This window comes from Caedibacter taeniospiralis (assembly GCF_002803295.2).
Classification (GTDB): Bacteria; Pseudomonadota; Gammaproteobacteria; order Francisellales; family Francisellaceae; genus Caedibacter; species Caedibacter taeniospiralis.
This window is the reverse complement of sequence record NZ_PGGB02000010.1, coordinates 1-20,423: the sequence shown is the minus strand read 5'-3', so window position 1 is coordinate 20,423 and position 20,423 is coordinate 1. Positions and strand designations below refer to the sequence as shown.

General features: G+C 41.2%; 17 protein-coding genes. 14 read left to right on the top strand and 3 right to left on the bottom strand.

The window, feature by feature from the left end; translation table 11 throughout:
• Positions 1–14 precede the first annotated feature (14 nt).
• Positions 15–3,554: a UvrD-helicase domain-containing protein gene (locus CU053_RS05035; RefSeq protein WP_158107016.1), complete on the top strand. Its 3,540-nt coding sequence runs from the start codon at positions 15–17 to the stop codon at positions 3,552–3,554.
• 16 nt (positions 3,555–3,570) lie between these two features.
• Here the strand turns inward: CU053_RS05035 and tsaE are convergent, their stop codons facing one another.
• On the bottom strand, positions 3,571–4,017 hold the full coding sequence (gene tsaE / locus CU053_RS05030) for a tRNA (adenosine(37)-N6)-threonylcarbamoyltransferase complex ATPase subunit type 1 TsaE (protein ID WP_100550852.1): 447 nt from the start codon (positions 4,015–4,017) through the stop codon (positions 3,571–3,573).
• A 294-nt stretch (positions 4,018–4,311) separates the two neighbouring features.
• Between tsaE and rpsU the strand changes: the two genes are divergently transcribed.
• The 5 genes from rpsU to CU053_RS05005 all read left to right on the top strand — a co-directional run bounded on the left by rpsU (position 4,312) and on the right by CU053_RS05005 (position 9,588).
• Positions 4,312–4,521, top strand: coding sequence for a 30S ribosomal protein S21 (gene rpsU, locus CU053_RS05025; protein ID WP_100550851.1), 210 nt, complete (start codon positions 4,312–4,314; stop codon positions 4,519–4,521).
• A gap of 243 nt (positions 4,522–4,764) precedes the next feature.
• Positions 4,765–5,211, top strand: a complete 447-nt coding sequence (locus CU053_RS05020; protein ID WP_100550850.1) for a GatB/YqeY domain-containing protein — start codon at positions 4,765–4,767, stop codon at positions 5,209–5,211.
• A 9-nt stretch (positions 5,212–5,220) separates the two neighbouring features.
• Entirely contained in the window at positions 5,221–7,008 is a 1,788-nt protein-coding gene (gene dnaG, locus CU053_RS05015) for a DNA primase (protein WP_100550849.1), read from the top strand.
• A gap of 242 nt (positions 7,009–7,250) precedes the next feature.
• Positions 7,251–9,155: an RNA polymerase sigma factor RpoD gene (gene rpoD, locus CU053_RS05010; protein ID WP_100550848.1), complete on the top strand. Its 1,905-nt coding sequence runs from the start codon at positions 7,251–7,253 to the stop codon at positions 9,153–9,155.
• 43 nt (positions 9,156–9,198) lie between these two features.
• Positions 9,199–9,588: a YcfL family protein gene (locus CU053_RS05005; RefSeq protein WP_100550847.1), complete on the top strand. Its 390-nt coding sequence runs from the start codon at positions 9,199–9,201 to the stop codon at positions 9,586–9,588.
• Here CU053_RS05005 and CU053_RS05000 read toward each other — a convergent pair.
• Entirely contained in the window at positions 9,585–10,805 is a 1,221-nt protein-coding gene (locus CU053_RS05000; RefSeq protein ID WP_100550846.1) for an MFS transporter, read from the bottom strand. The two genes, CU053_RS05005 and CU053_RS05000, sit on opposite strands and share 4 nt — an antisense overlap.
• 492 nt (positions 10,806–11,297) lie before the next feature.
• On the opposite strand from CU053_RS05000, the gene CU053_RS04995 reads away from it, so the two are divergent.
• The 6 genes from CU053_RS04995 to sufD all read left to right on the top strand — a co-directional run bounded on the left by CU053_RS04995 (position 11,298) and on the right by sufD (position 16,181).
• Complete coding sequence (locus tag CU053_RS04995; RefSeq protein ID WP_100550845.1) at positions 11,298–11,582, top strand: type II toxin-antitoxin system TacA family antitoxin; 285 nt, start codon at positions 11,298–11,300, stop codon at positions 11,580–11,582.
• Positions 11,579–12,109: a GNAT family N-acetyltransferase gene (locus tag CU053_RS04990; RefSeq protein ID WP_100550844.1), complete on the top strand. Its 531-nt coding sequence runs from the start codon at positions 11,579–11,581 to the stop codon at positions 12,107–12,109. The genes CU053_RS04995 and CU053_RS04990 overlap by 4 nt, the downstream gene beginning before the upstream one ends.
• A 104-nt stretch (positions 12,110–12,213) precedes the next feature.
• Positions 12,214–12,648 (top strand): SUF system Fe-S cluster assembly regulator, encoded by a 435-nt coding sequence (locus tag CU053_RS04985; RefSeq protein WP_100550843.1) that lies wholly within the window; start codon positions 12,214–12,216, stop codon positions 12,646–12,648.
• A complete protein-coding gene (gene sufB, locus CU053_RS04980; protein ID WP_100550842.1) occupies positions 12,641–14,083 on the top strand; it encodes a Fe-S cluster assembly protein SufB in 1,443 nt (480 codons plus the stop codon). The genes CU053_RS04985 and sufB overlap by 8 nt, the downstream gene beginning before the upstream one ends.
• Before the next feature lie 93 nt (positions 14,084–14,176).
• A complete protein-coding gene (sufC, locus tag CU053_RS04975; protein WP_100550841.1) occupies positions 14,177–14,920 on the top strand; it encodes a Fe-S cluster assembly ATPase SufC in 744 nt (247 codons plus the stop codon).
• A gap of 10 nt (positions 14,921–14,930) precedes the next feature.
• Positions 14,931–16,181, top strand: coding sequence for a Fe-S cluster assembly protein SufD (gene sufD, locus CU053_RS04970; protein ID WP_158107015.1), 1,251 nt, complete (start codon positions 14,931–14,933; stop codon positions 16,179–16,181).
• A gap of 46 nt (positions 16,182–16,227) precedes the next feature.
• On the opposite strand, the gene CU053_RS04965 is transcribed toward sufD, so the two are convergent.
• Positions 16,228–18,852 (bottom strand): LPS-assembly protein LptD, encoded by a 2,625-nt coding sequence (locus CU053_RS04965; RefSeq protein ID WP_100550839.1) that lies wholly within the window; start codon positions 18,850–18,852, stop codon positions 16,228–16,230.
• A 105-nt stretch (positions 18,853–18,957) separates the two neighbouring features.
• On the opposite strand from CU053_RS04965, the gene CU053_RS04960 reads away from it, so the two are divergent.
• Positions 18,958–19,998, top strand: coding sequence for an aminoglycoside phosphotransferase family protein (locus tag CU053_RS04960; RefSeq protein WP_100550838.1), 1,041 nt, complete (start codon positions 18,958–18,960; stop codon positions 19,996–19,998).
• Positions 19,999–20,249: 251 nt separating this feature from the next.
• A partial coding sequence (locus tag CU053_RS04955) for an AAA family ATPase (protein ID WP_158107014.1) occupies positions 20,250–20,423 on the top strand: 174 nt, incomplete at its 3' end.

Below are 20,423 nucleotides of genomic sequence, written 5' to 3'. Positions count from 1 at the left end.
AATCCGCTAGGATGTTGGCTAGTGTAATAAATGCAGCCTTATCCATGATCCCTGATGATGCTCACGCGCGTAAGCAAGCGTTAGACCCCCGTCGATCTTTTATCGTTCAAGCACCCGCTGGTTCTGGCAAAACAGAAACTCTGACACAGCGTTACTTAAACCTGTTGGCACATGCCGATGCACCTGAAGAAATTATCGCGCTAACCTTTACCAATAAAGCGGCCAATGAAATGCACCATCGAATTTATGAGGCGCTTATGGATGCAAAAAGCACGCGCGCCTCCGATGAGTCACATAAAAAACTGACCTTTGAGCTTGCACAAGCAGCACTCAAACAAAGTCAGATGAAACATTGGCAAATTCTCAATAACCCCAAGAGATTACGCATCACAACCATCGACGCCTTTTGTCAGCTCTTATCAAAACAGCTTGTTTTTGAAACGGGTGAAGCATTTAGCGCCGAAGTGACTGACTCGCCAGAGCTTTTGTATGAAAAAGCCATTGATCAACTCATTGCTGACACAACGGATACGAGTCCTTATTATCAGGATTTTTATCAACTGTTGCTTCATCTTGATAACAATATCAGTAATGTCAAACAACTATTTACCAATCTACTGTCAACTCGTGAACAGTGGCTACCGGTTTTATTGCAATCCGAACTCCTTTACCAAAAGGATACTAATACCAGGTCAACGATTGAATCAGGCTTTTTGGCGCTTTTTAGAGCATTATGCCAGAAAGCCACGCATCTGCTTTGTTTGGACCAAAAGACTTATAGTGAAAGGCTTGGGCAGATTATTGCATTTTGTGATCATCAAGACTCTAATCAGTCCACTGATGAAAATTTAATTCAATCGTTTGAGGATAACCGCAATCATCCTTATTTTTGGCAACGACTCATTCAGCTACTGTTTACAAGTGAGCTTCAGTTTCGAAAGACTTTTAATGCCAGACAGGGACTGCCCGCCAAAGACCCAACTGCCGAGGCACATAAAAAATGGCTCCTTACCTACATTGAACAGTTTAGCGATAAAGACAAGCTCAGGATTTATGCGGTTATTTCTGAGCTTGTACTCTATGAAAAGCTTATCTTTGATGATAACGAGTGGCAAATACTCAAGGCGATCACTCAAATCAGCTTGCGTTTAGTGCAATATCTTAAGCTTGTTTTCAAACAGCAGGGCTTGCTTGATTTTAATGAAGTATCACTCCAGGCTTTGTCGGCATTAGGTAATGAAGACAGTCCAACAGAGCTTATGCTTTATCTGGATCATCAGATCAGGCATTTACTCATTGATGAGTTCCAGGATACCTCAATTTTACAATTTAAATTACTGCAAATGCTAACTTTGGAATGGCAGTCTGACGATGGTAAAACACTGTTTGTTGTCGGAGACCCTATGCAATCTATTTACCGCTTTCGTCAAGCGGAAGTGAATCAGTTTTTAGAAGTTAAATCTCAAGGTATTAACCAAATTAAACCCAAATTTTTGCAACTTCATTGTAATTTTCGTTCGCAAAAAAGCATCGTTGATTGGGTGAATAAAAGCTTCAGTCAGATTTTTCCTGCTGAAGATGATATGAACTATGGAGGTATTAGTTATGCTTACGCAAGCACACTGTCTGAAACTGATAATCAAGAAGCAGTAAGTTTTTCACTCTTTAGTGACGCTCAAGACGAGGCGCATTATATCGCTCATAAGATTAAACATTATCTGCAAGAGCACTCCAAGCATCATATCGCTATCTTGGTGCGTACACGAACACAGCTTAAAACGATGATCCCCATTCTAAAAGCGCATCAAATCAGACTCGTTGAAAACGAGATTGAGCCTTTTTATCACCAGCCAATGGTTATGGATCTTGTCTCTCTTGCGGCGATTTTAACTAATCCTGAACAAGAGATTTACTGGATAAGCTTATTACAATCATCCTTATTTGGATTTAGTTTAAATGAATTGAATCGCATAAAAAGCTCGGATTATGCACTGCTTGCTGAACTACCCCGTCCGCTTTGCGTCCACCCCTTCACAAATGAAGGGGAATTTGATAGAAAGCCATCAAAAGATTCCCCTCTTGTAGAGGGGTGGCAGCCGCAGGCTGACGGGGTGTTTCTTAAACGTGTAAATTTGCAAAAGTGCGAAACTTCGGTTAAAAAAATATCCATGTGCGGGCGGGAGGATATTTCATTTTGCCAGCAACTCCTGACTTATCTTTGTCATCATCAGACTCATGCTCACCAACAAAAAGCCCATCATTTTTTACAGTGGCTAATGAATATGCCGTTTACCAGTTTGCGTGGATCATTAATTGACCGCTTAAGCATCTTATGGCAAAGGCTGGATGGAATGAATATTCATGGCGCGCAAAAAAGCCTGTACACCAGCTTTTTGGCTTTGCTAGATGGGCATTTAACTCCTGATAAGACTTCGATTGCCAATATGGATCGTTTAATTGATACCTTGAAACGAAAATATATCAGTATCCCCTCACAAGCCCAGGTTTCTATTATGACCATTCATAAGGCCAAGGGGCTTGAGTTTGATTTTGTGATTCTCCCGCAGCTGGATAAGGGCAGCAAAGGCGATGAAAACCCATTATTTCTACACGAAAGCGTGCGCTTAAATGATCACAAGATACATTTGTTATTGAGTCCTATCAAACACAGCTGGGATAAATCAGCCCCCGCCCTTTATCAAGTCATTCAAAATATGCAAAAGAAGCGTGCTGCCTATGAACAGCAGCGCCTTCTCTACGTAGCGGTCACACGCGCAAAATCAAAGCTTCTTCTTACCGCGATTACTGAAAATAACAGCGATCAGCTCACTGCTAAAAACAATAGTCTACTTGCATTACTTCAACCTTTAAACTTTCCCTGGAAGACTGCGCCACATGAAACTCAATCTCAGCAATTATTACAAGATAAGGTAGAAAGACTCGCCTGCTATAAACCCATCAAACAAGTGAGTCACTACTCCATTTCCTTGACAGACATCTTCCCTTCCATGATGTTGCAAGATGAGCTTAATCATCCTGATATGAATGAGTTGATAGTAAGTGAAGATCGCCAGATGGGATCAGTGCTTCACCAATTATTTAACTATCTATGCCGTAATCCTGATCACATCGGTGACTGGCAAGCATATTTCTCACTCTGTGCCCATGAATATGCGCTTTCAGGTACGCTTAAAATTAAAGCTCTAAACGACGCCAGGCTCGCTGTTGAATACACACAACAGCATTATCCCTGGATATTTTCTGCCACGGGCATGAGTGAACAAATGATGCTAAGTTTAAACTTTGGCAAACTGAAGAAAAATATTGCCGATAGAATCATTGTTGACAATAACCAGTACCATATTGTGGACTACAAATTTACATCACCTGCCTTCGGAGAGACATTAGAAGATTTTCTTAAAGTGCAAGAGACTCACTACAGCGAACAGCTAAAGACCTATCAAACCTTACTGGCAACACATCTTCAAATAAACAAGACACACATCAAGGTATCCTTGTATTTCCCATTGATCCCCTATATTCACCTCTTGTAAATCGATGATCTGGTTTTTAAAATGTCAGCCCAAGAGGTAGTATGGTGACAGAACGACCTGTACCTGTGTACGCAATGTGAATTTCCCTGGTGGGGGGGGGCAGAAAGTCGCCACCCTTTTGTGGCCACTCAATCAGCGAAATGCTGTCGCCGTTGAAGTAGTCACGAATGCCAATCCATTCAAGCTCCTCTGGATCACTTAACCGATACAAATCAAAGTGCTGCAAGATGGTGCCATTAATCGGATAAGTTTCAATCAGTGTGTAAGTAGGGCTTTTGACACTCCCTGTAAACCCAAAACCTTGTAAAATACCTTTGGTAAGTGTAGTTTTGCCAGCGCCTAGATCTCCATAAAGATAGATAACACCGCCTTTTTTGAGAGATTTGCTGATTTTTTTACCAAGTTCAAGCATCGCATGCTCATCTGCGATGATGAGCTGATTTTTAGTTTCGCTTTGGATCATAATATTTAGCCACTTCGCCAATTAACACAAGAGAGTCAAAGACCATGACATGGTCATTGCCGTCAGCATTATGTGCTACCTAATCAAAAGCTGCAACAGATTTATGAGTGGGAATCCTGCCAAGCCTATTATTTTTGGAGCAAATTTCAGCAAAACGCATTTGCTTTTTGGAGGGAAAGTTTGTAGACTTGGCGCGTTTGATTTTTAGGACTAAAGTGGCAGGTAAGCCTGTTTATTTAGACCTTACAAATAGAGTTGTTGATGTTTTAATGGCATTTAAGCGAGGTGAGATATATGCCAGCAGTACGTGTAAGAGAAACAGAGCCTTTCGATGTTGCGCTCCGCCGTTTTAAGCGTAGTTGTGAGAAAGCGGGAATTGTTTCTGAGCTTCGTAGCAGAGAATTTTATGAGAAGCCGACATGGGAGCGCAAACGCAAGAAAGCAGCAGCGGTTAAGCGCTCAATGAAGCAATCGCGTTCAGGTTCAGCAATGCCTCACCACTAGAACCAAAAAGATTGTTGCAAATCAGCCAGCCAGCTATGCTTCTGTGGTATAGTTGGCTGTTGCATTTATGGATGCCATATTTGCAGGTAACGATAATATCTCCGCCCACGACAGATGGTGCGGAGGGGCGTATTGTATACGCCCTTGCAAAAATGGGTGGAAATTCTGGTAAGACCTAATTTGCAGTAGTAGTTAAGTGTATGAAAAAATAAACTCACCAAATCAAAGTGTTAGGATTAATAAATGTCTGAAATACGTATACGTCTTGTTGAAGATATGAAGACCTCAATGAAGAACAAAGACAAAAATCGTCTATCGACTATTCGTATGGCGTTAGCTGCGTTTAAGCAGAAAGAGGTTGATGAGCGTGTCGAAGTAACAGAGGCAGATGTTATCGGCATTCTGACAAAAATGATCAAGCAAAGGAAGGATTCGGCTGAGCAATTTAAACGGGCAGGTCGAGATGAGCTTGCACAAAAAGAGCTGGAAGAAATAGAAATTTTACAGGTTTATTTACCAAAACCCTTATCAGAAGATGAAATTATTGGGATTATCCAACGCGCTATTTTAGAGGTGGGCGCGTCATCAGTTAAAGACATGGGTAAAATTATGGGTGCCATTAAAGCCGAACTAAACGGTAGGGCTGATATGGGGAAAGTTGGTTTAATCATCAAATCACAGTTATCCTAACAGGTCGTCATGAGGGGAAGTATTCCCGTAACTTTTGTGCGTCAGGTCGTGGCGTCCACAAATATTGTTGAAGTTGTTTCAAAATATGTGACGCTTAAAAAAACTGGCAAGAATTATATGGCGTGTTGCCCTTTTCATCATGAAAAAACGCCTTCATTCTCAGTAAATCCAGACAAACAAATGTACCACTGTTTCGGCTGCCATGTTTCGGGTGATGTCATTGATTTCCTGTCGGATTACAATAGTTTAACCTTTGTCGAAGCGATTGAAGAGCTGGCGTATATGCAAGGGCTTGAAGTCCCCTATGAGAACGCCAAGAGGGACTTATCGCAGGAGAAACTAACGAAATCGATATATGAAGCCTTGCAAATGGCAAATAAATATTACCAATGGTGTTTGCGTCATGATATCGACAAAGCAGCCGTTATTGATTATATAAAAGCGCGCGCCTTGGAAGCAAAAACGATCAAATATTTTCAGCTGGGTTATGCCCCAAATCAGTGGCAGGCGTTGTATGAGGTGTTGAGAAAACAGTTTTCACTGGAAGTTTTAGATCAGGCGGGTTTGGTTATTTGCAAAGACAAAACACGCGTATATGATCGCTTTCGTGAGCGTTTAATGTTTCCAATTCGTAATCGTAAAGGACTTGTGATTGGTTTTGGTGGGCGAGTATTACCCAATAAAGACGCAAATCCTAAATACTTAAATTCGCCAGAGACACCCGTATTTTTTAAAAGTCACGAGTTATATGGCTTATATGAGTTAAAACAGCAACACAAAAACCCTTCACATATCATGGTGGTTGAGGGGTATATGGATGTGATCGGTCTTTATCAACATGGATATACCATGGCTGTGGCTACTTTAGGAACTGCATTGTCTGAAACTCATATTAAAACCTTATTTCGTCACACCTCAGAGATTGTGTTGTGCTTTGATGGAGATAATGCAGGACAAAACGCGGCCTTGCGAGCATTTGAAATGGTATTGCCACTACTGAATGAACATAAGAAAGCACGTTTTCTATTGCTACCACAAGAACATGATCCAGATTCATATATCAAAGTGTTTGGCTTAGGAGGCTTTACAAAATCTTTGGAAACTGCGCTTAGTGCAGCAGATTTTTTTGTCCATAATTTAGTGACCAAATATGATTTAAGCAGCGCGGATAGCCTGGCTCAATTGATAGAGGAAACCAGACGCATTTTAAAGAACATGCCAGAAAGTGCCTACACTCTGATGATAATAGAGCAGCTTGCCAAGGCAATAGATATCTCATCATTGCAATTACAGCGAATGATAAAGCAAAAAGCGTCTACAGATAGGAATGCTTCATCAAAAATGCTACCAAAATGCGGGCAGTTGAATATAAATAAACTAAGCCTGGTCGAAAGAGCACTGGCGTACATGATGAATATGCCGCAAGAAGTGCATAAAGTAGTGTTGCAACAAGCTATAGAAATAGAGTTTGAGTGCGTCACCGAACAGCATTTTATTTTGCTTGATGCTTTGAATATAATCAGGCAAAATGACGGGCTGTCTTCTGCCTTGCTAGTGCAGATGCTGATTGAAAAGTATGAGTTGTTTAAAACCTATTTCTACCAGCTTTTACAACTGCAGATTGAGCTTGAAGCAGAACAACTTATTGATGAATTAATGGCAATGTTAGATAAGATAATGAAGCAGGCACGTCAAAATGAATTAGAACACCTGATAGCAAAAGCAAAAACATCTATCCTAACAGCGCCAGAGAAGCAGAGAATGCAGACAATTTTGCATAAAGTAGACAAGGTATGAAGGGGCTACGCGCTCATCGCGCATCATGTACGTGTGTATACCCATCGTAAAGCATTTGGCTGGGTTTATGGGGTAGTTAGTGCTTAAGGTAGTGCCATTAGTTTATGGGGAAGCAGTGAGTAATCAGTGTCACACTGACAACTCACACTGGGTGATGGGCGGAAATATAGTTACCGCCGAGTATTTGATCATGGTGTGATAAAATAAGCAAATATTGAGATAAATGTAAAAGTGAGATTTTAATGTCAGATCAAACAAAAGAACAGCAACTGTCGCGAATAAAAGAGTTATTAGCATTGGGGCGTGAGCAGGGTTATTTAACCTATGCGGATGTCAATGATTATTTGCCTGATGAGATCACTGATCCTGAGCGTATTGAAGAAGTAATTCAGATGATCAATGACGTTGGGGTAAAGGTATTTGAATCGGTGCCTGATGTGGAAGATTTGTTGTTATTGGAGGCTGAATCCGAAAGCACATCTGATGAGGATGCGGTTCAGGCATTATCCTCGGATGGGGATTTTGGACGAACAACAGACCCCGTTAGAATGTATATGCGTGAAATGGGTGCGGTAGATTTGTTGACACGCTCAGGAGAAATTGAAATTGCCAAGCGCATTGAGCAAGGCACAAAGGAAGTGTTAAACGCACTGTCTGAATACCCCTATGTCATTAAGTCTTTGCTGGGACGCTATCAGGATTTGACGGATGCAGCACGTGAAGAACACACGCAGCTTGATGATGAAGAAAGGGAAGAAATACCTTTGTACGAATTCATTAAATTCTCAGATCTCATTTCAGGTTTTAATGAAGACGATGAAGTTGATGCCTCAGGAACTGATGTTGGCTCAATGCTGGATAACCCAGAAGCCACTCTAGAGGATAATCCCCCAGAGGATACTGCTGAGGATGAAGAGGATGCAGGTAGTGCTTCAGTTGATACCGTAGAGGACACAGGTCCAGATCCTGAATTTGCTGCCCAAAAATTTGCAGAACTTGAGCTTAAGTTTAATTATCTTTTGGATCAGGACGTTGGCAGTAAGGCGTATGTTAATGCTTCAAGCGAAATATCAGTCTTGTTTTTAAGTATGCGATATACCAGTGCGCAATTGAATCGTATGATCAACTCCATTCGAGGTCTTGTGACAGAAATTCGTGGGCATGATCGCAAGATTATGCGTTTATGTGTTGAAAAGGGAAAAATGCCTAAACAATATTTTGTTTCTCACTTCCAGGGGAGAGAAACAGATATTAATTGGTTAGATGATTGTATTGAAAAGTATCCAGAGTTAGTGGATGTAGTTGAAGATGCTAAAGCCATTCAATTAAAGCTTGGGCTTATCGAAGATCGTGCGGATATGTCAATCCATGATCTAAGAGAGGCAAGTAAGCGTATTTCAGTTGGTGAAGCAAAAGCACGACGCGCAAAAAAGGAAATGATTGAGGCAAACTTGCGTTTGGTGATTTCGATTGCCAAAAAATACACCAACCGAGGTTTGCAATTTCTTGATTTGATTCAGGAGGGAAACATCGGGTTAATGAAGGCAGTTGACAAGTTTGAATATCGGCGCGGTTATAAGTTTTCAACCTATGCAACATGGTGGATTCGTCAGGCCATTACGCGCTCAATTGCTGATCAGGCGCGCACAATCCGAATTCCTGTGCATATGATTGAGACAATCAATAAGCTAAATCGTATCTCGCGCCAGATTCTTCAAGAAACGGGCAAGGAGGCAACTCCTGAAGAGTTGAGTCAACATATTGATATGTCTGAAGATAAGATTCGTAAAATCATGAAGATCGCTAAGGAACCCATTTCAATGGAAACTCCGATTGGTGACGATGAAGACTCTAATTTGGGCGACTTTATTGAAGATTCAGTTTCTGACTCTCCTGTGGATAGTGCAACAAGTGAAAGCTTAAAAGAAGTTACCAAAGGTATTCTGAGCACTTTGACTGAGCGTGAGGCAAAAGTTTTGCGGATGCGTTTTGGCATTGATATGAATACTGATCACACTTTGGAAGAGGTTGGTAAGCAGTTTGATGTAACACGTGAGCGTATTCGTCAGATTGAAGCCAAAGCATTGCGTAAATTAAGACATCCATCACGTTCAGAAACCCTAAAGAGTTTTTTATCTGAGTCCTGATGTCAGACTGAGTGGTTGGACTAAATAGAATGAGGTATAAAACATGGAAATTAAAGCAGTAAAGTGCAGTGGGTTATTGGTGATCTTAGTGTTGGGCTTAAGCGGATGTGCTAGTCGCTGTATTACCTTGCCTGCCAATACGGTATCGGCTGAGAGCTTTGGCTCAGGCTTTGGTCAATTAAAGGCAATGCAGCCAGTTGTAAAAACTTCAGCAGGTGACACATTGCAAGGACAAGTGTTGGTGCAGAATAAGAAATCTTCAACGCAAAAGTTTCAGTATCAAGTGCAATGGCTGGATAAAACTGGCTTTAATGTAGGGCAGCCTCAACCATGGACACCTGTTGAGCTTTATGGTGATCTGCAGAAGTTGATTAGCTTCAACGCTCCAGCACCTCAAGCTACAAGTTATAATATTTCTTTTTGCAGAGTCTAGGTGCTGCTAGTTTTCCCTCTAATAAAGAAAATAACCGTTATAGTTGCAATAATGTAACCAAGTAACACGACCAGCATACCCTTGTGGTAGCTGTTGCCATCATACAAGTAATCGGTTACAGGTGTGCTTTGGCTTGTGCGAATAATATAGCCGATGAGTGGCTGGAAGATAAAACCAGAAATAACGACTGCCATATTGTTAAAACCGATTGCTGTTGCGCGATGCTCGAGCTTGTTGTTGCGTGAAACAAGGGAAAAGCTTAGCGCTTGACCCGCGCATGCGGCACCCGCAATAAAAAATAACAAAATAAGCAAGAAGGCTTGATTGATTGGGACCAAAGTAATAAGGGCAAAAGAAATGACCCCAAGCATGCCACACACAACCAGTGTTTCTTTAAGTTTGTGGGCTTTATCTGCTAAAAATCCAAAGATTGGGCTGCCAATGGCGATGCCAATCCACATGAAGGTAATGACTGTCGCTGATGATGAAAAGGAAAGCTTAAAGTACTGCTCGACAAAGGGAATGCCATACAGCGAGGCGACTACCGACATCGGCATCCATAGTAAGCAGGCGTAAATGGCAATCATCCAGGTTTGTGATTTTTGGGCAACGCTTTTAAAAGCAACCCAAGAATTAGTCGCAGCTGTGTTGCTTAGATGTTTGTTGGGTAGCTTTAAATAAAAAATCATGGCGATGAATAGAATTAATCCCAAGCCACTGATGATCATCATTGTCGCACGCCAGCCAAAATGATTGATCAAAGGAATCAGCGGCAGTGCGCCACACATGGCACCCAAAGCCGCAAGCATTTGGGTGATTCCTGCAACTAAAGTGAAGTAGCGTTTGCTATAGACATGACTTGCAACAACAAGCACGCCAATAAAGGCAAAGGCTGAACCAAAGCCCATAAAAATACGTGCACAGGCGGCTAAATAAAAGTTAGGTGCAAGCGCGAATAAAAAGCCCCCGATGATACAAATAAGAAGCGGGAGCAAAATCACACTTCTAGCAGAAAAACGATCATAAAAAAGACCTGCGGGGATCTGCATTAAGGTATAAGTAATAAAGTAAGCCCCAGAGGTGACCCCTAGCCAAAAGACATCGATATTGAGACTTTTCATTAAGTCATAGGTCATGATGCCTGGGGAGACTTGAAGTGCCATTTCAAAAAATAAAAAAAGGGCCGCTAAAATAAACAAAAGTGTTGATTTAATCATATTGTTATCCTGTTGTTTGATTTACAAAAATAATAAAACTGTGGAGAAAAGCCTAATTTAAAGGTGATTATTTTGTGTTTGAAAACAAACGCTCAATGAGAAAACCTTAATTAGGCTTGCTACATCGACAGCAACAGGATAAAGGAAATAAACAACAGGCTCCACAAGCGTTTAAGCTGCTTTTTAACACAAATGAACGATTGTAAAAACGCATCTAATTAGGTACTTTTGCCGAAAATTTATCTCTAAGCAAACAGAGTACAGTGGAAAAAAGTAATTGCAAAGCATTTTTATAGTTTGATCCTAAAGGGACGAGATTTTTAAAATTTACCTTAGGGTATAAAATTACGCATTCCCACGCAGGAGCATGGGAATGAGGTCTTGGTTGAATTTATTCATTCTAGCTCCTTAAAGTTAGATGGTGGTTTGCTTTTAAGTTGAAATTGCTTATAATGCACGTACAACTTGAATGTGCACAAAAAGGAGAGGGCTATGCCACAAGCTGTAGTTAAACACAATGAGAGAATGTCGTTACGTATTAACATCGAGGAAAAGGGTTTGTTAATGAAGGCGGCAAGTTTGCTTCATGTCAATTTGACGGAATTTGTTTTAAAAAATTCCATATCAGCAGCTCATAGGGTGATTGAGGAGAATGAGAGAATTGAATTAAGTAAAAGGGATAGTATAGAAGTCATGAAACTGCTGGACGATCCTCAGAAACCCAATGCAAAAATGTTGAAAGCAGCATTTGATCTCCCTAAATATACAATAAAATGAGTATAAAGCCTATGGCATGGCATGAAGAAGCCATTGCAACAACTCATGATTGGCAATCATTTAATTGTGGTAATGGTGAGTTGAATGGTTTTTTTGTGAAATATGCAAGACAAAATCATGATAAGGGGGTGGCTAAAACGTATGTAGCCATTAATGATTATGATGGTAAAGTAATGGGATATTATACGTTAAGTCCCGCGTCTATTGCTTACAATGCAGCACCGCAAAAATTAACACAAGGCTTGGCTAGACACGAAATTCCCGTGTTTCGTTTAGCAAGACTGGCGGTTGATGTTAATTATCAGGGAGTTGGTTTAGGAGGGCAACTACTGCTATCTGCTGGAAAGCGTTGTATTTTTGTTGCTTCACAGGCAGGTGGGGTGGCAATGCTAATTGATGCAAAAGATGAAAAAGCAGCAAAATGGTACGAAACTTTTGGTGCGATAAGGTTATTAGATAAGCCTAACTCTTTGATATTACCATTTAGCACAATATATCAAGCGCTAAATTCTGTGGGAAAAATTTAGTATCTTGCTTGACTTCAAGTCTATTTAAGCTGGTTATAATCCGTTGACACATACTTCAAAACCCATTAACCTTTGCGCATATGAGACTAAGCTAGTACCATTTAATGTTAAAAGTAAGTAAGCTTGCTGATTATGGCGTGATGATCGTATTGAAATTTGCTCAGAATCCTGAGCGATTATACAGCGCAACTGAGCTGATAAGTATGACAGGACTTAATTTGCCAACGGTACGAAAAATAGTGAAGTTATTAAGCATAAGCGGAATTTTATTGGCAAGACGTGGTGCGGATGGTGGCTATGCTCTGGCAAAACACATTGGCTTTATATCGGTGCTTGACGTAGTTGAATCCATTGATGGACAGCTTGCGTTTACCGAGTGTTGTGCACAAAGTTTTAAATCATGCTCAGTGGGTAATTGCCAGATGGGGAGCTATTGGCATGCTATCAATAAAAAAGTCCGCGCTACGCTAAGCGAGTTTGCAATCGAAGATTTAATAAAAAAACCGTACAACGATAAAGAGATCATGCAACATGGCTGATGACAAAATAAATAAGATTCTTGAGCAGGAGTATAAGCATGGGTTTGTGACCAACATTGAACAAGAGTTGTTTCGTGTGGGACTGGATGAGGAGATTATCCGTCAAATTTCTAAGCGTAAAAATGAACCTGAGTTTATGCTAGGCTGGCGTTTAAAAGCCTATCATAAATGGCTGGAGATGAAGGAGCCAACCTGGGCACATGTCAAGTATGCACCAATTAATTACCAAAACCTTAGTTACTATGCAGCGCCAAAATCTAACGTAGACAGACCTAAAAGCCTTAATGAGGTGGATCCTGAGTTGATTGAGACCTATAACAAGTTGGGTATTCCCTTGCATGAGCAGGAAATGCTGGCAGGTATTGCGGTGGATGCGGTGTTTGATTCCGTATCCGTGGTGACTACATTCAAAGAGAAGTTGGCTGAAGCGGGCGTGATTTTCTGTCCTATTTCGGAAGCATTACAAAAATATCCAGAATTGGTGCAACAATATTTAGGCACGGTTGTGCCACAAACTGATAATTATTTTGCGGCACTAAATTCAGCCGTGTTTAGCGATGGCTCTTTTGTCTATATTCCCAAAGGGGTACGCTGTCCCATGGAGTTATCGACTTATTTTCGGATTAATGCTTCAAATACAGGGCAGTTTGAGCGCACACTGATTATTGCCGATGAGGGCAGCTATGTGAGCTACTTAGAGGGTTGCACGGCTCCCATGCGCGATGAAAATCAGCTGCATGCAGCTGTTGTTGAACTTATCGCACTCAAGGATGCCGAAATTAAATATTCCACCGTGCAGAATTGGTATCCAGGGGATAAAGAGGGCAAAGGGGGAATCTACAACTTTGTCACCAAGCGCGGGGCGTGCTTAGGCAGTCACGCTAAAATTTCATGGACGCAAGTGGAAACAGGTTCAGCCATTACCTGGAAATATCCATCGGTCATATTGCGAGGGGATAACAGTGTTGGTGAGTTTTACTCGGTGGCACTAACGCGCCATAGGCAACAAGCTGACACAGGAACCAAGATGATCCATATGGGTAAAAATACCAGAAGCACGATTATCTCAAAAGGCATCTCAGCTGGGCATGCACAAAATGCTTATCGCGGGCTGGTGCGAATGTTGCCAACGGCGGAAAATGCACGCAATTTCTCGCAATGTGATTCATTACTTATTGGACACAACTGTGGCGCTCATACCTACCCTTATATTGAAAATAAATCGAAAAGTGCACAAATTGAGCATGAGGCAACTACGTCCAAGATTTCCGATGAGCAGTTGTTTTACTGTCTCCAGCGTGGTATGTCAGCAGAAGATGCGGTGGCAATGATCGTCAATGGTTTTTGCAAAGAGGTATTTAAAAAGCTACCTTTGGAATTTGCGGTTGAAGCACAAAAACTGATGGAAGTCAGTTTAGAGGGTGCAATAGGGTAGGGGCGTATCACATATATCCAAGGATTGTAGGGGCGTATCAATATACGCTCAATATGCCAAAAAATAGAAAAATAGAAAAGCGAAGCAAAGAATATGTTATTAGAGATTAAAAATTTACATGCCAAGGTGGAAAATAAAGTCATTCTAAAGGGAATCAACCTCACGGTAAACCCTGGCGAGGTTCACGCCATTATGGGTCCTAATGGTGCCGGTAAAAGCACCTTAGGCAATGTGTTAGCAGGGAAGTCTGGCTATGAAGTCACTGAAGGCGAAGTATTGCTGGATGGACAGAATTTATTTGAGTTCGATGCTTCAGAGCGCGCTCATGCGGGGATGTTTTTAAGTTTTCAATACCCTGTGGAAATTCCAGGGGTGAGTAACACTCAGTTTTTAAAAAGTGCAGTCAATAGTTTACGCAAGGCCAAAGGACAGTCTGAGCTTGATGCAATGAGTTTTATGAAAAAATTACGTACTAATATGGATATTTTGCAAATGGATCAAAAATACATGAAGCGTGGAGTTAACGAAGGTTTCTCAGGAGGGGAAAAGAAACGCAACGAAATGCTGCAAATGATGATGCTTGAGCCGAAAGTATGTATTTTAGATGAAACGGACTCTGGTCTTGACATCGATGCTTTACAAGTCGTGTCAAAAGGCGCCAATCATATGCGCAACGGTCAACGTGGATTTATTATCATTACCCATTATCAGCGTTTGTTAAATTATATTGCTCCTGATTTTGTCCACGTGTTAGCCGATGGCAAAATGGTCAAGTCAGGTGGCAGAGAGCTTGCTCTTGAGCTTGAAGATAAAGGTTACGCGTGGATTAATGAATAAGGAGCAGAAAATGCTGCAATTAGAGCACCCATTTGCACAATTGGCTTTTTTAGATAGTGCTGGAATCAAAAACAGGCAAGATTTATGGCAGGCATTTGTCCAAGAAGGTTTTCCAACAAAAAAGACTGAAAGCTGGCGTTATACTGACCTTGATGCCCTATATAAGAAGCATGGTATTAAGACGGTTAAACTGCAAGCCAATATTGATGCGCGAAGTGTTCTTAGTCTTGTAAATTTAAACATGGATGCACATAATATTGTTTTTGTCGATGGAGTTCTGCTACATTGCGATCAGGTGGAGGGACTTACAGTCAAAGGGGGACTTTCATCGCAAGAGATCACCATAGCAGGCTCAAAAAATGCGTTGAGTTTATTAAACGCATCATCAACGTTGGCAGGAACTGTTATTGAGCTCAAAGAAAATATAAAGTTAGCTAAGCCTATTCTCATGACTTATCTTTATACGAAAGATAGCAGCTCAAAGTTGGTAAATTATCATAACAGCATCATTGTGCAGAAATCTTCTGCTTGCACGATTGCTGAACATCATATCATGCTAGGTGAAGAATTTTCAGCAGCAAATATCGTGACTGATGTGACGCTTCAGGATTTTGCGCAGTGTACGTATGATGTGCTGGCGAATATGAGTCTTCAGAAGTTACTCATTACACATAAACTAAGCATTTCAATTGGGTGCTGTGCGCAATATGAGACTTTCCAGCTTGGCGCGTATGCTGCATTAAATCGTGTTGAATTTGAGATTGATCTAATGCAGGAAGGGGCGAGCTTTGACGCTAAGGGCATATACACCCTAGCAGCATCTGCCAAAGCAGATTATCGTTTTAATGTTAAACATTTAGCCTCCAACACGCAAAGTGATATTTTGTTTCGAGGGGTTGTCGGAGACAAAGCCTCAGCCACTTTTAACGCGAAAGCGTATGTTGCTCATGGTTTGTATGGCGTTAAGGCGTTGCAGAATAACCGCAACATCCAATTAAGCAATACGGCAGAAATTAATACCAAACCTGAGCTTGAGATTTATTCGGATGATGTGATTTGCAACCATGGTGCGACAATTGGGCAGCTGGATCAGCAGGCTTTGTTTTATCTCGAGTCCAGAGGTATTCCGAAAGCGCAAGCAATGAGTCTCTTAATCTCAGGTTTTGCCAAAGCGCTTATTATGCTGTTAAAACGGGATGAAACAACGCTTGCAAGTTATATAGCAAGCTTGGAGGCGCATATTAAGGATTTGCTCCATTGAAAGCCATTGTACGGGTGGAGCGTATAGGGTGAAGCGGCAGACTCAGCTAGTTAAATCCACCATTTGGTGTGTAGCCTGGAATCATGCTGAGGCGTTCATCAAGCGAGCTTTGACTGCTTCCCCCTAAACCTTTCAATTCAAATTGAACGATAAAGGCATTGGTCAAAGGTCCCGTGATATTATTTGGATCATTTGGGTTACTGGATGAGTTGACATAACGTTGTGCCAGGAATCTCACCGCCCAACTGCAGGCATCGTATTGAATACCTGCAAACATGTTGGTGGTGTGTCTGGAGTTAAAGGCATAGCTCCAAAGACCTGTGACTGACCAGTGCGGGGAGAGCTTCCATATGCTTGAAAAGCTGATCTGTGATAGCGAATCAGGAAGTGTGTTTGCCTGAATTTGCGCGGGGGTAAGGGCTGCGTAGTTATTTTTAATATTCTGGTAACCGATATTAAATACATGATCAGTGTCGGGCATATATTGAATCTGATAGGTCTGTGAGTCAACATTATTATTTTGCGGGTTATAGGTCCCCGAGGTCATCAGCTGCCAATTGGGTAGAAAGCGATAGTTTAAGAAGGCAGCAACATCCGAAAAATTGCTATTATAAAATGGCACATATGAGTTGGCACAGTCTGCATCGGTCCCTGAGCAAAGAGAAACCTTGCGGTCGGTAAAATAAGCCATTTGACCAATGCCAGCACTAAGCACACTCACTCCTGTTGCCTGATCATTAACCGATGTCTCTAACGCATAGGAGAGTTGATTGGCATTATTAATGCGATCAATTCCCGTGAAGGTGTTAGTTTGGAACAAAGAGGCATAGCTGAAGTTACTTAAAGAGGTATCAAATAGGGGAATATTACTTTGGTTTTGATAAGGAATATAAGTGTAAAACAGTCTTGGTGATAGGATTTGTGTGTATTCATGGTTATTGAAGCCGAACTTGCGATCAAAATACAAACCCGTATCGAGATTAATGATGGGTAAGCTTCGTGTGATATTTTGCTGTGGATATTGATTTTGACTAAAGTTGGTTGCACCAGTAAAAGCAACAGCGCTTCGATTTTGCAATGTGTAGGCAGTTTCTGACAAAGTCACCGAAGGGGTGAAAAACCCCCAGGTTTTTTGCAAGGGAAAGTTGAGCTTAGGGGAGCTGTAGTAGCGCTGACCTTGTACTTGTGAAATGCTGTTTAAACCAGGCTTATAGAAGTAAGTAAACTGGTTGTCCCAGTTTAAATCCAGATGGGGTAAAAGACCTGGATAGGCAGCATTAGCATTGATTTGCGGTAGCATTGAATAGGGGCGGTTAGCAAGATACATGGTGTCATCAATGACATCATAGGACTGTACGGTGGTATTCATATTCCAATGTGGGTCGCTGTAACGCAATGAGGCCTGACGATTGAGCAGGGTTTGTGTCGATAAGCCCATGTCGTCACTGTCAAAATCATTATAAAAATCTTTATCACCGATATATTGATAATTAAGGTAGCTTGACCAGTTTTGATCATACTTACCATTATCAGTGAACGAGAGTGCTTTACGATCTATGCCTGCTCTACGATCATGTGGCATATATTCGAGATCTAGCTCACCACTTTGTGTTGTCGTGAGATAGCGAAAGTTGCCATCAAGCAAAACACCACGGTGATTGTATATCGTTGGGGTCAGCAAAAGGTCATAGTTAGGTGCCATATTCCAATAAAATGGTGTGGATAAAAAATAGCCTGAATTGCTGTTATAGCCTGCAGTTGGGTATAAGAAGCCAGTGCGTCTTCTATTATCGATTGGAAAGGTCATATAAGGCCAGTATAAAATCGGGACATCTTTCACATAGAATAACGCATTATATGCCGTGCCTATACCCGATTCACGATCCAGATCAATCGTTGTGGCATTTAGCATCCAGGTATTGTCATAAGGACTATCTGTGGCATAAGTTGCGTGTTTAAGTGAGTAGCTGGTCTTACTGTTTTGAATGATCTTATCCGCATGCCCATGAGCGAAGCCTGTGAAGTTGTTTTCTTGACTGCACACTTCATCAGCAGTGAGATTTGCCATAGAGCCACCTGGCTTTTGGCGCACACGCATTAAATAATAGGTGTCATCCAAGGTGGCTGTATTGCTACTAATATTTGCTTGACCTTGTGAGCCTATGGCAAGTTGTCCAGGTTGGCTTAAATTCACGTTGCCCATCAAGTCAATTTGATCAATCTTTTTGTCTTTATTTTGCGTTAATATTGCTTTATCTGCGCTTAGGTATTGATTGCCTTTTTTTACCTCAACGGCGCCTTCAGCGGTAATCGTCCCACTTTGAGCATACTGATACTGCTGGGCATTGACTTTTGCCTCGTTAGATGGTGTTTTTTCAACTGGGGGTTGATAGTAATAACCGCCGCAAATATTATTGGGGTTATTGGAGAGTACCCAACCTAAGGCATCGGCGATAATTTGTTTTTTTTCCTTGGGAAGTACACCCTTTTTAAACAAGTCGGCATTATTACTGTTAATTTCAACACATTTCCAACTGTTGCCATCAGCTGTACATTGCCATGATCTTTGCAGGGGGTTATCAATGGTGATTTTGCTCAATCCAGCCCCAGGGATTGCACAAAGCATTGCCATAGGCAAAATTTTTCTATGTAAGGTGATTAATGATTTCATTAAATAAATATTATCCTTTTGCTTATTTGCTAGGAATTCCAGGTTTCGCCAAACCAAAACTACTGCTATTCTATCGCTTTGTTGTTAGATTTCTAGGAAAAAGTCGTGCAATCCAGATTTTTACAGATTACCGAGTGGTTATCAGTGCTTTTCCCCATAGATAAACCTGCTCTGGTTCCAATCGTTGGAGATGCGAGTTTTCGCCAATATTATCGTGTTTGCGTTGGCACTAAAAGCTATGTGGTCATGGATGCGCCATTAGATCGCGAAAAACCCGATGTTTTTTTTAGAGTTGCGCGCTTATTGCGCTATTTTGGGCTTAATGCACCTCAGTGTTATGCCTATGATCAAGAAAGCGGTTTTCTACTTTTGGACGATTTTGGTGACACGCAAGTTTATCATGCGATATATCAACAAAAAGATCTGTCTTTGTACCAGGATGTGTTAGCACTCATTCCGAAGTTTTGGCAAGTAGAGAAAATGCTTTTCCCCAATTATGAAGAAAGTAAATTTGCGAGCGAGCTTGATGTAATGAAGCTTTGGTTTTGGCAGTGGCTGGGTTTGGATGCCGATACATTGCAGAAACTTGAAACATCATACAAAGAGCTGCAAAAAACTCTGGTAGATAACGCAATGGCGCAGCCTAACGTATTTGTATTTCGTGATTTTCACAGTAAGAACATCATGTATCAGTCGAATTCGTTGGGTTTGATTGACTTTCAAGATGCGGTTAATGGACCCATTACTTACGATCTGGTGTCGATTTTGCGAGATTGTTATTTAACTTTGCCAGAGACGTTTGTGAAAAAGGAAGTGGACAACTTTTATATTCTGGCGAAGTCTGAAGGTTACCTTGACGAAACGGTGACAAAAGTACTTTTTACACAATGGTTTGATTTAATGGGGTTGCAGCGGCACTTGAAATGCCTAGGAATATTTACCCGTCAAGATTTGCAGAATAAGCGCAAAAATTACTTAGCTTACTTGCCACGAGTGATGCACTATATCGATAATGTTTTGACGAAATATGAAGAATTACACTTTTTCAAAGAGGTATGGCAAAGGAATATTATTCCTCCATATCAGGCAAAACTTGCTTTATTAAGAAGGGAGACCACAGAAAATGAATATGGAAGCATTCAGTAAGTTTTATCCATTGTGGTGTGGGTGATTTGCCAGAGCTGACACAACACATATGTCGTATGAAGCGACATTCCTTGCTCCCACGCTCCTGCGTGGGAACAAGGAAGTACAATCGTCCACAAATTTGGAATTCGCCCGAAGTAATCTGCATTTGACATCGTGAGCGCCTTTTGGGCGCAGACTTAAATCAAGGATAGTTTTAACGCTCACGAGCTGTTATACTTTTGCGATCTTAAATGGCTTGATTCAATCCCATGAAAAAACTTCCGATTGGTATTTCTGGTTTGGCAGAAATCATCACCAGCGATTATATCTATGTTGATAAAACAAAACATGTTTATCGTTTGACTGAGAACGGTAAATACTACTTCCTCTCGCGTCCCAGACGCTTTGGTAAATCTCTTTTAATCGACACGATTAAACAGGCA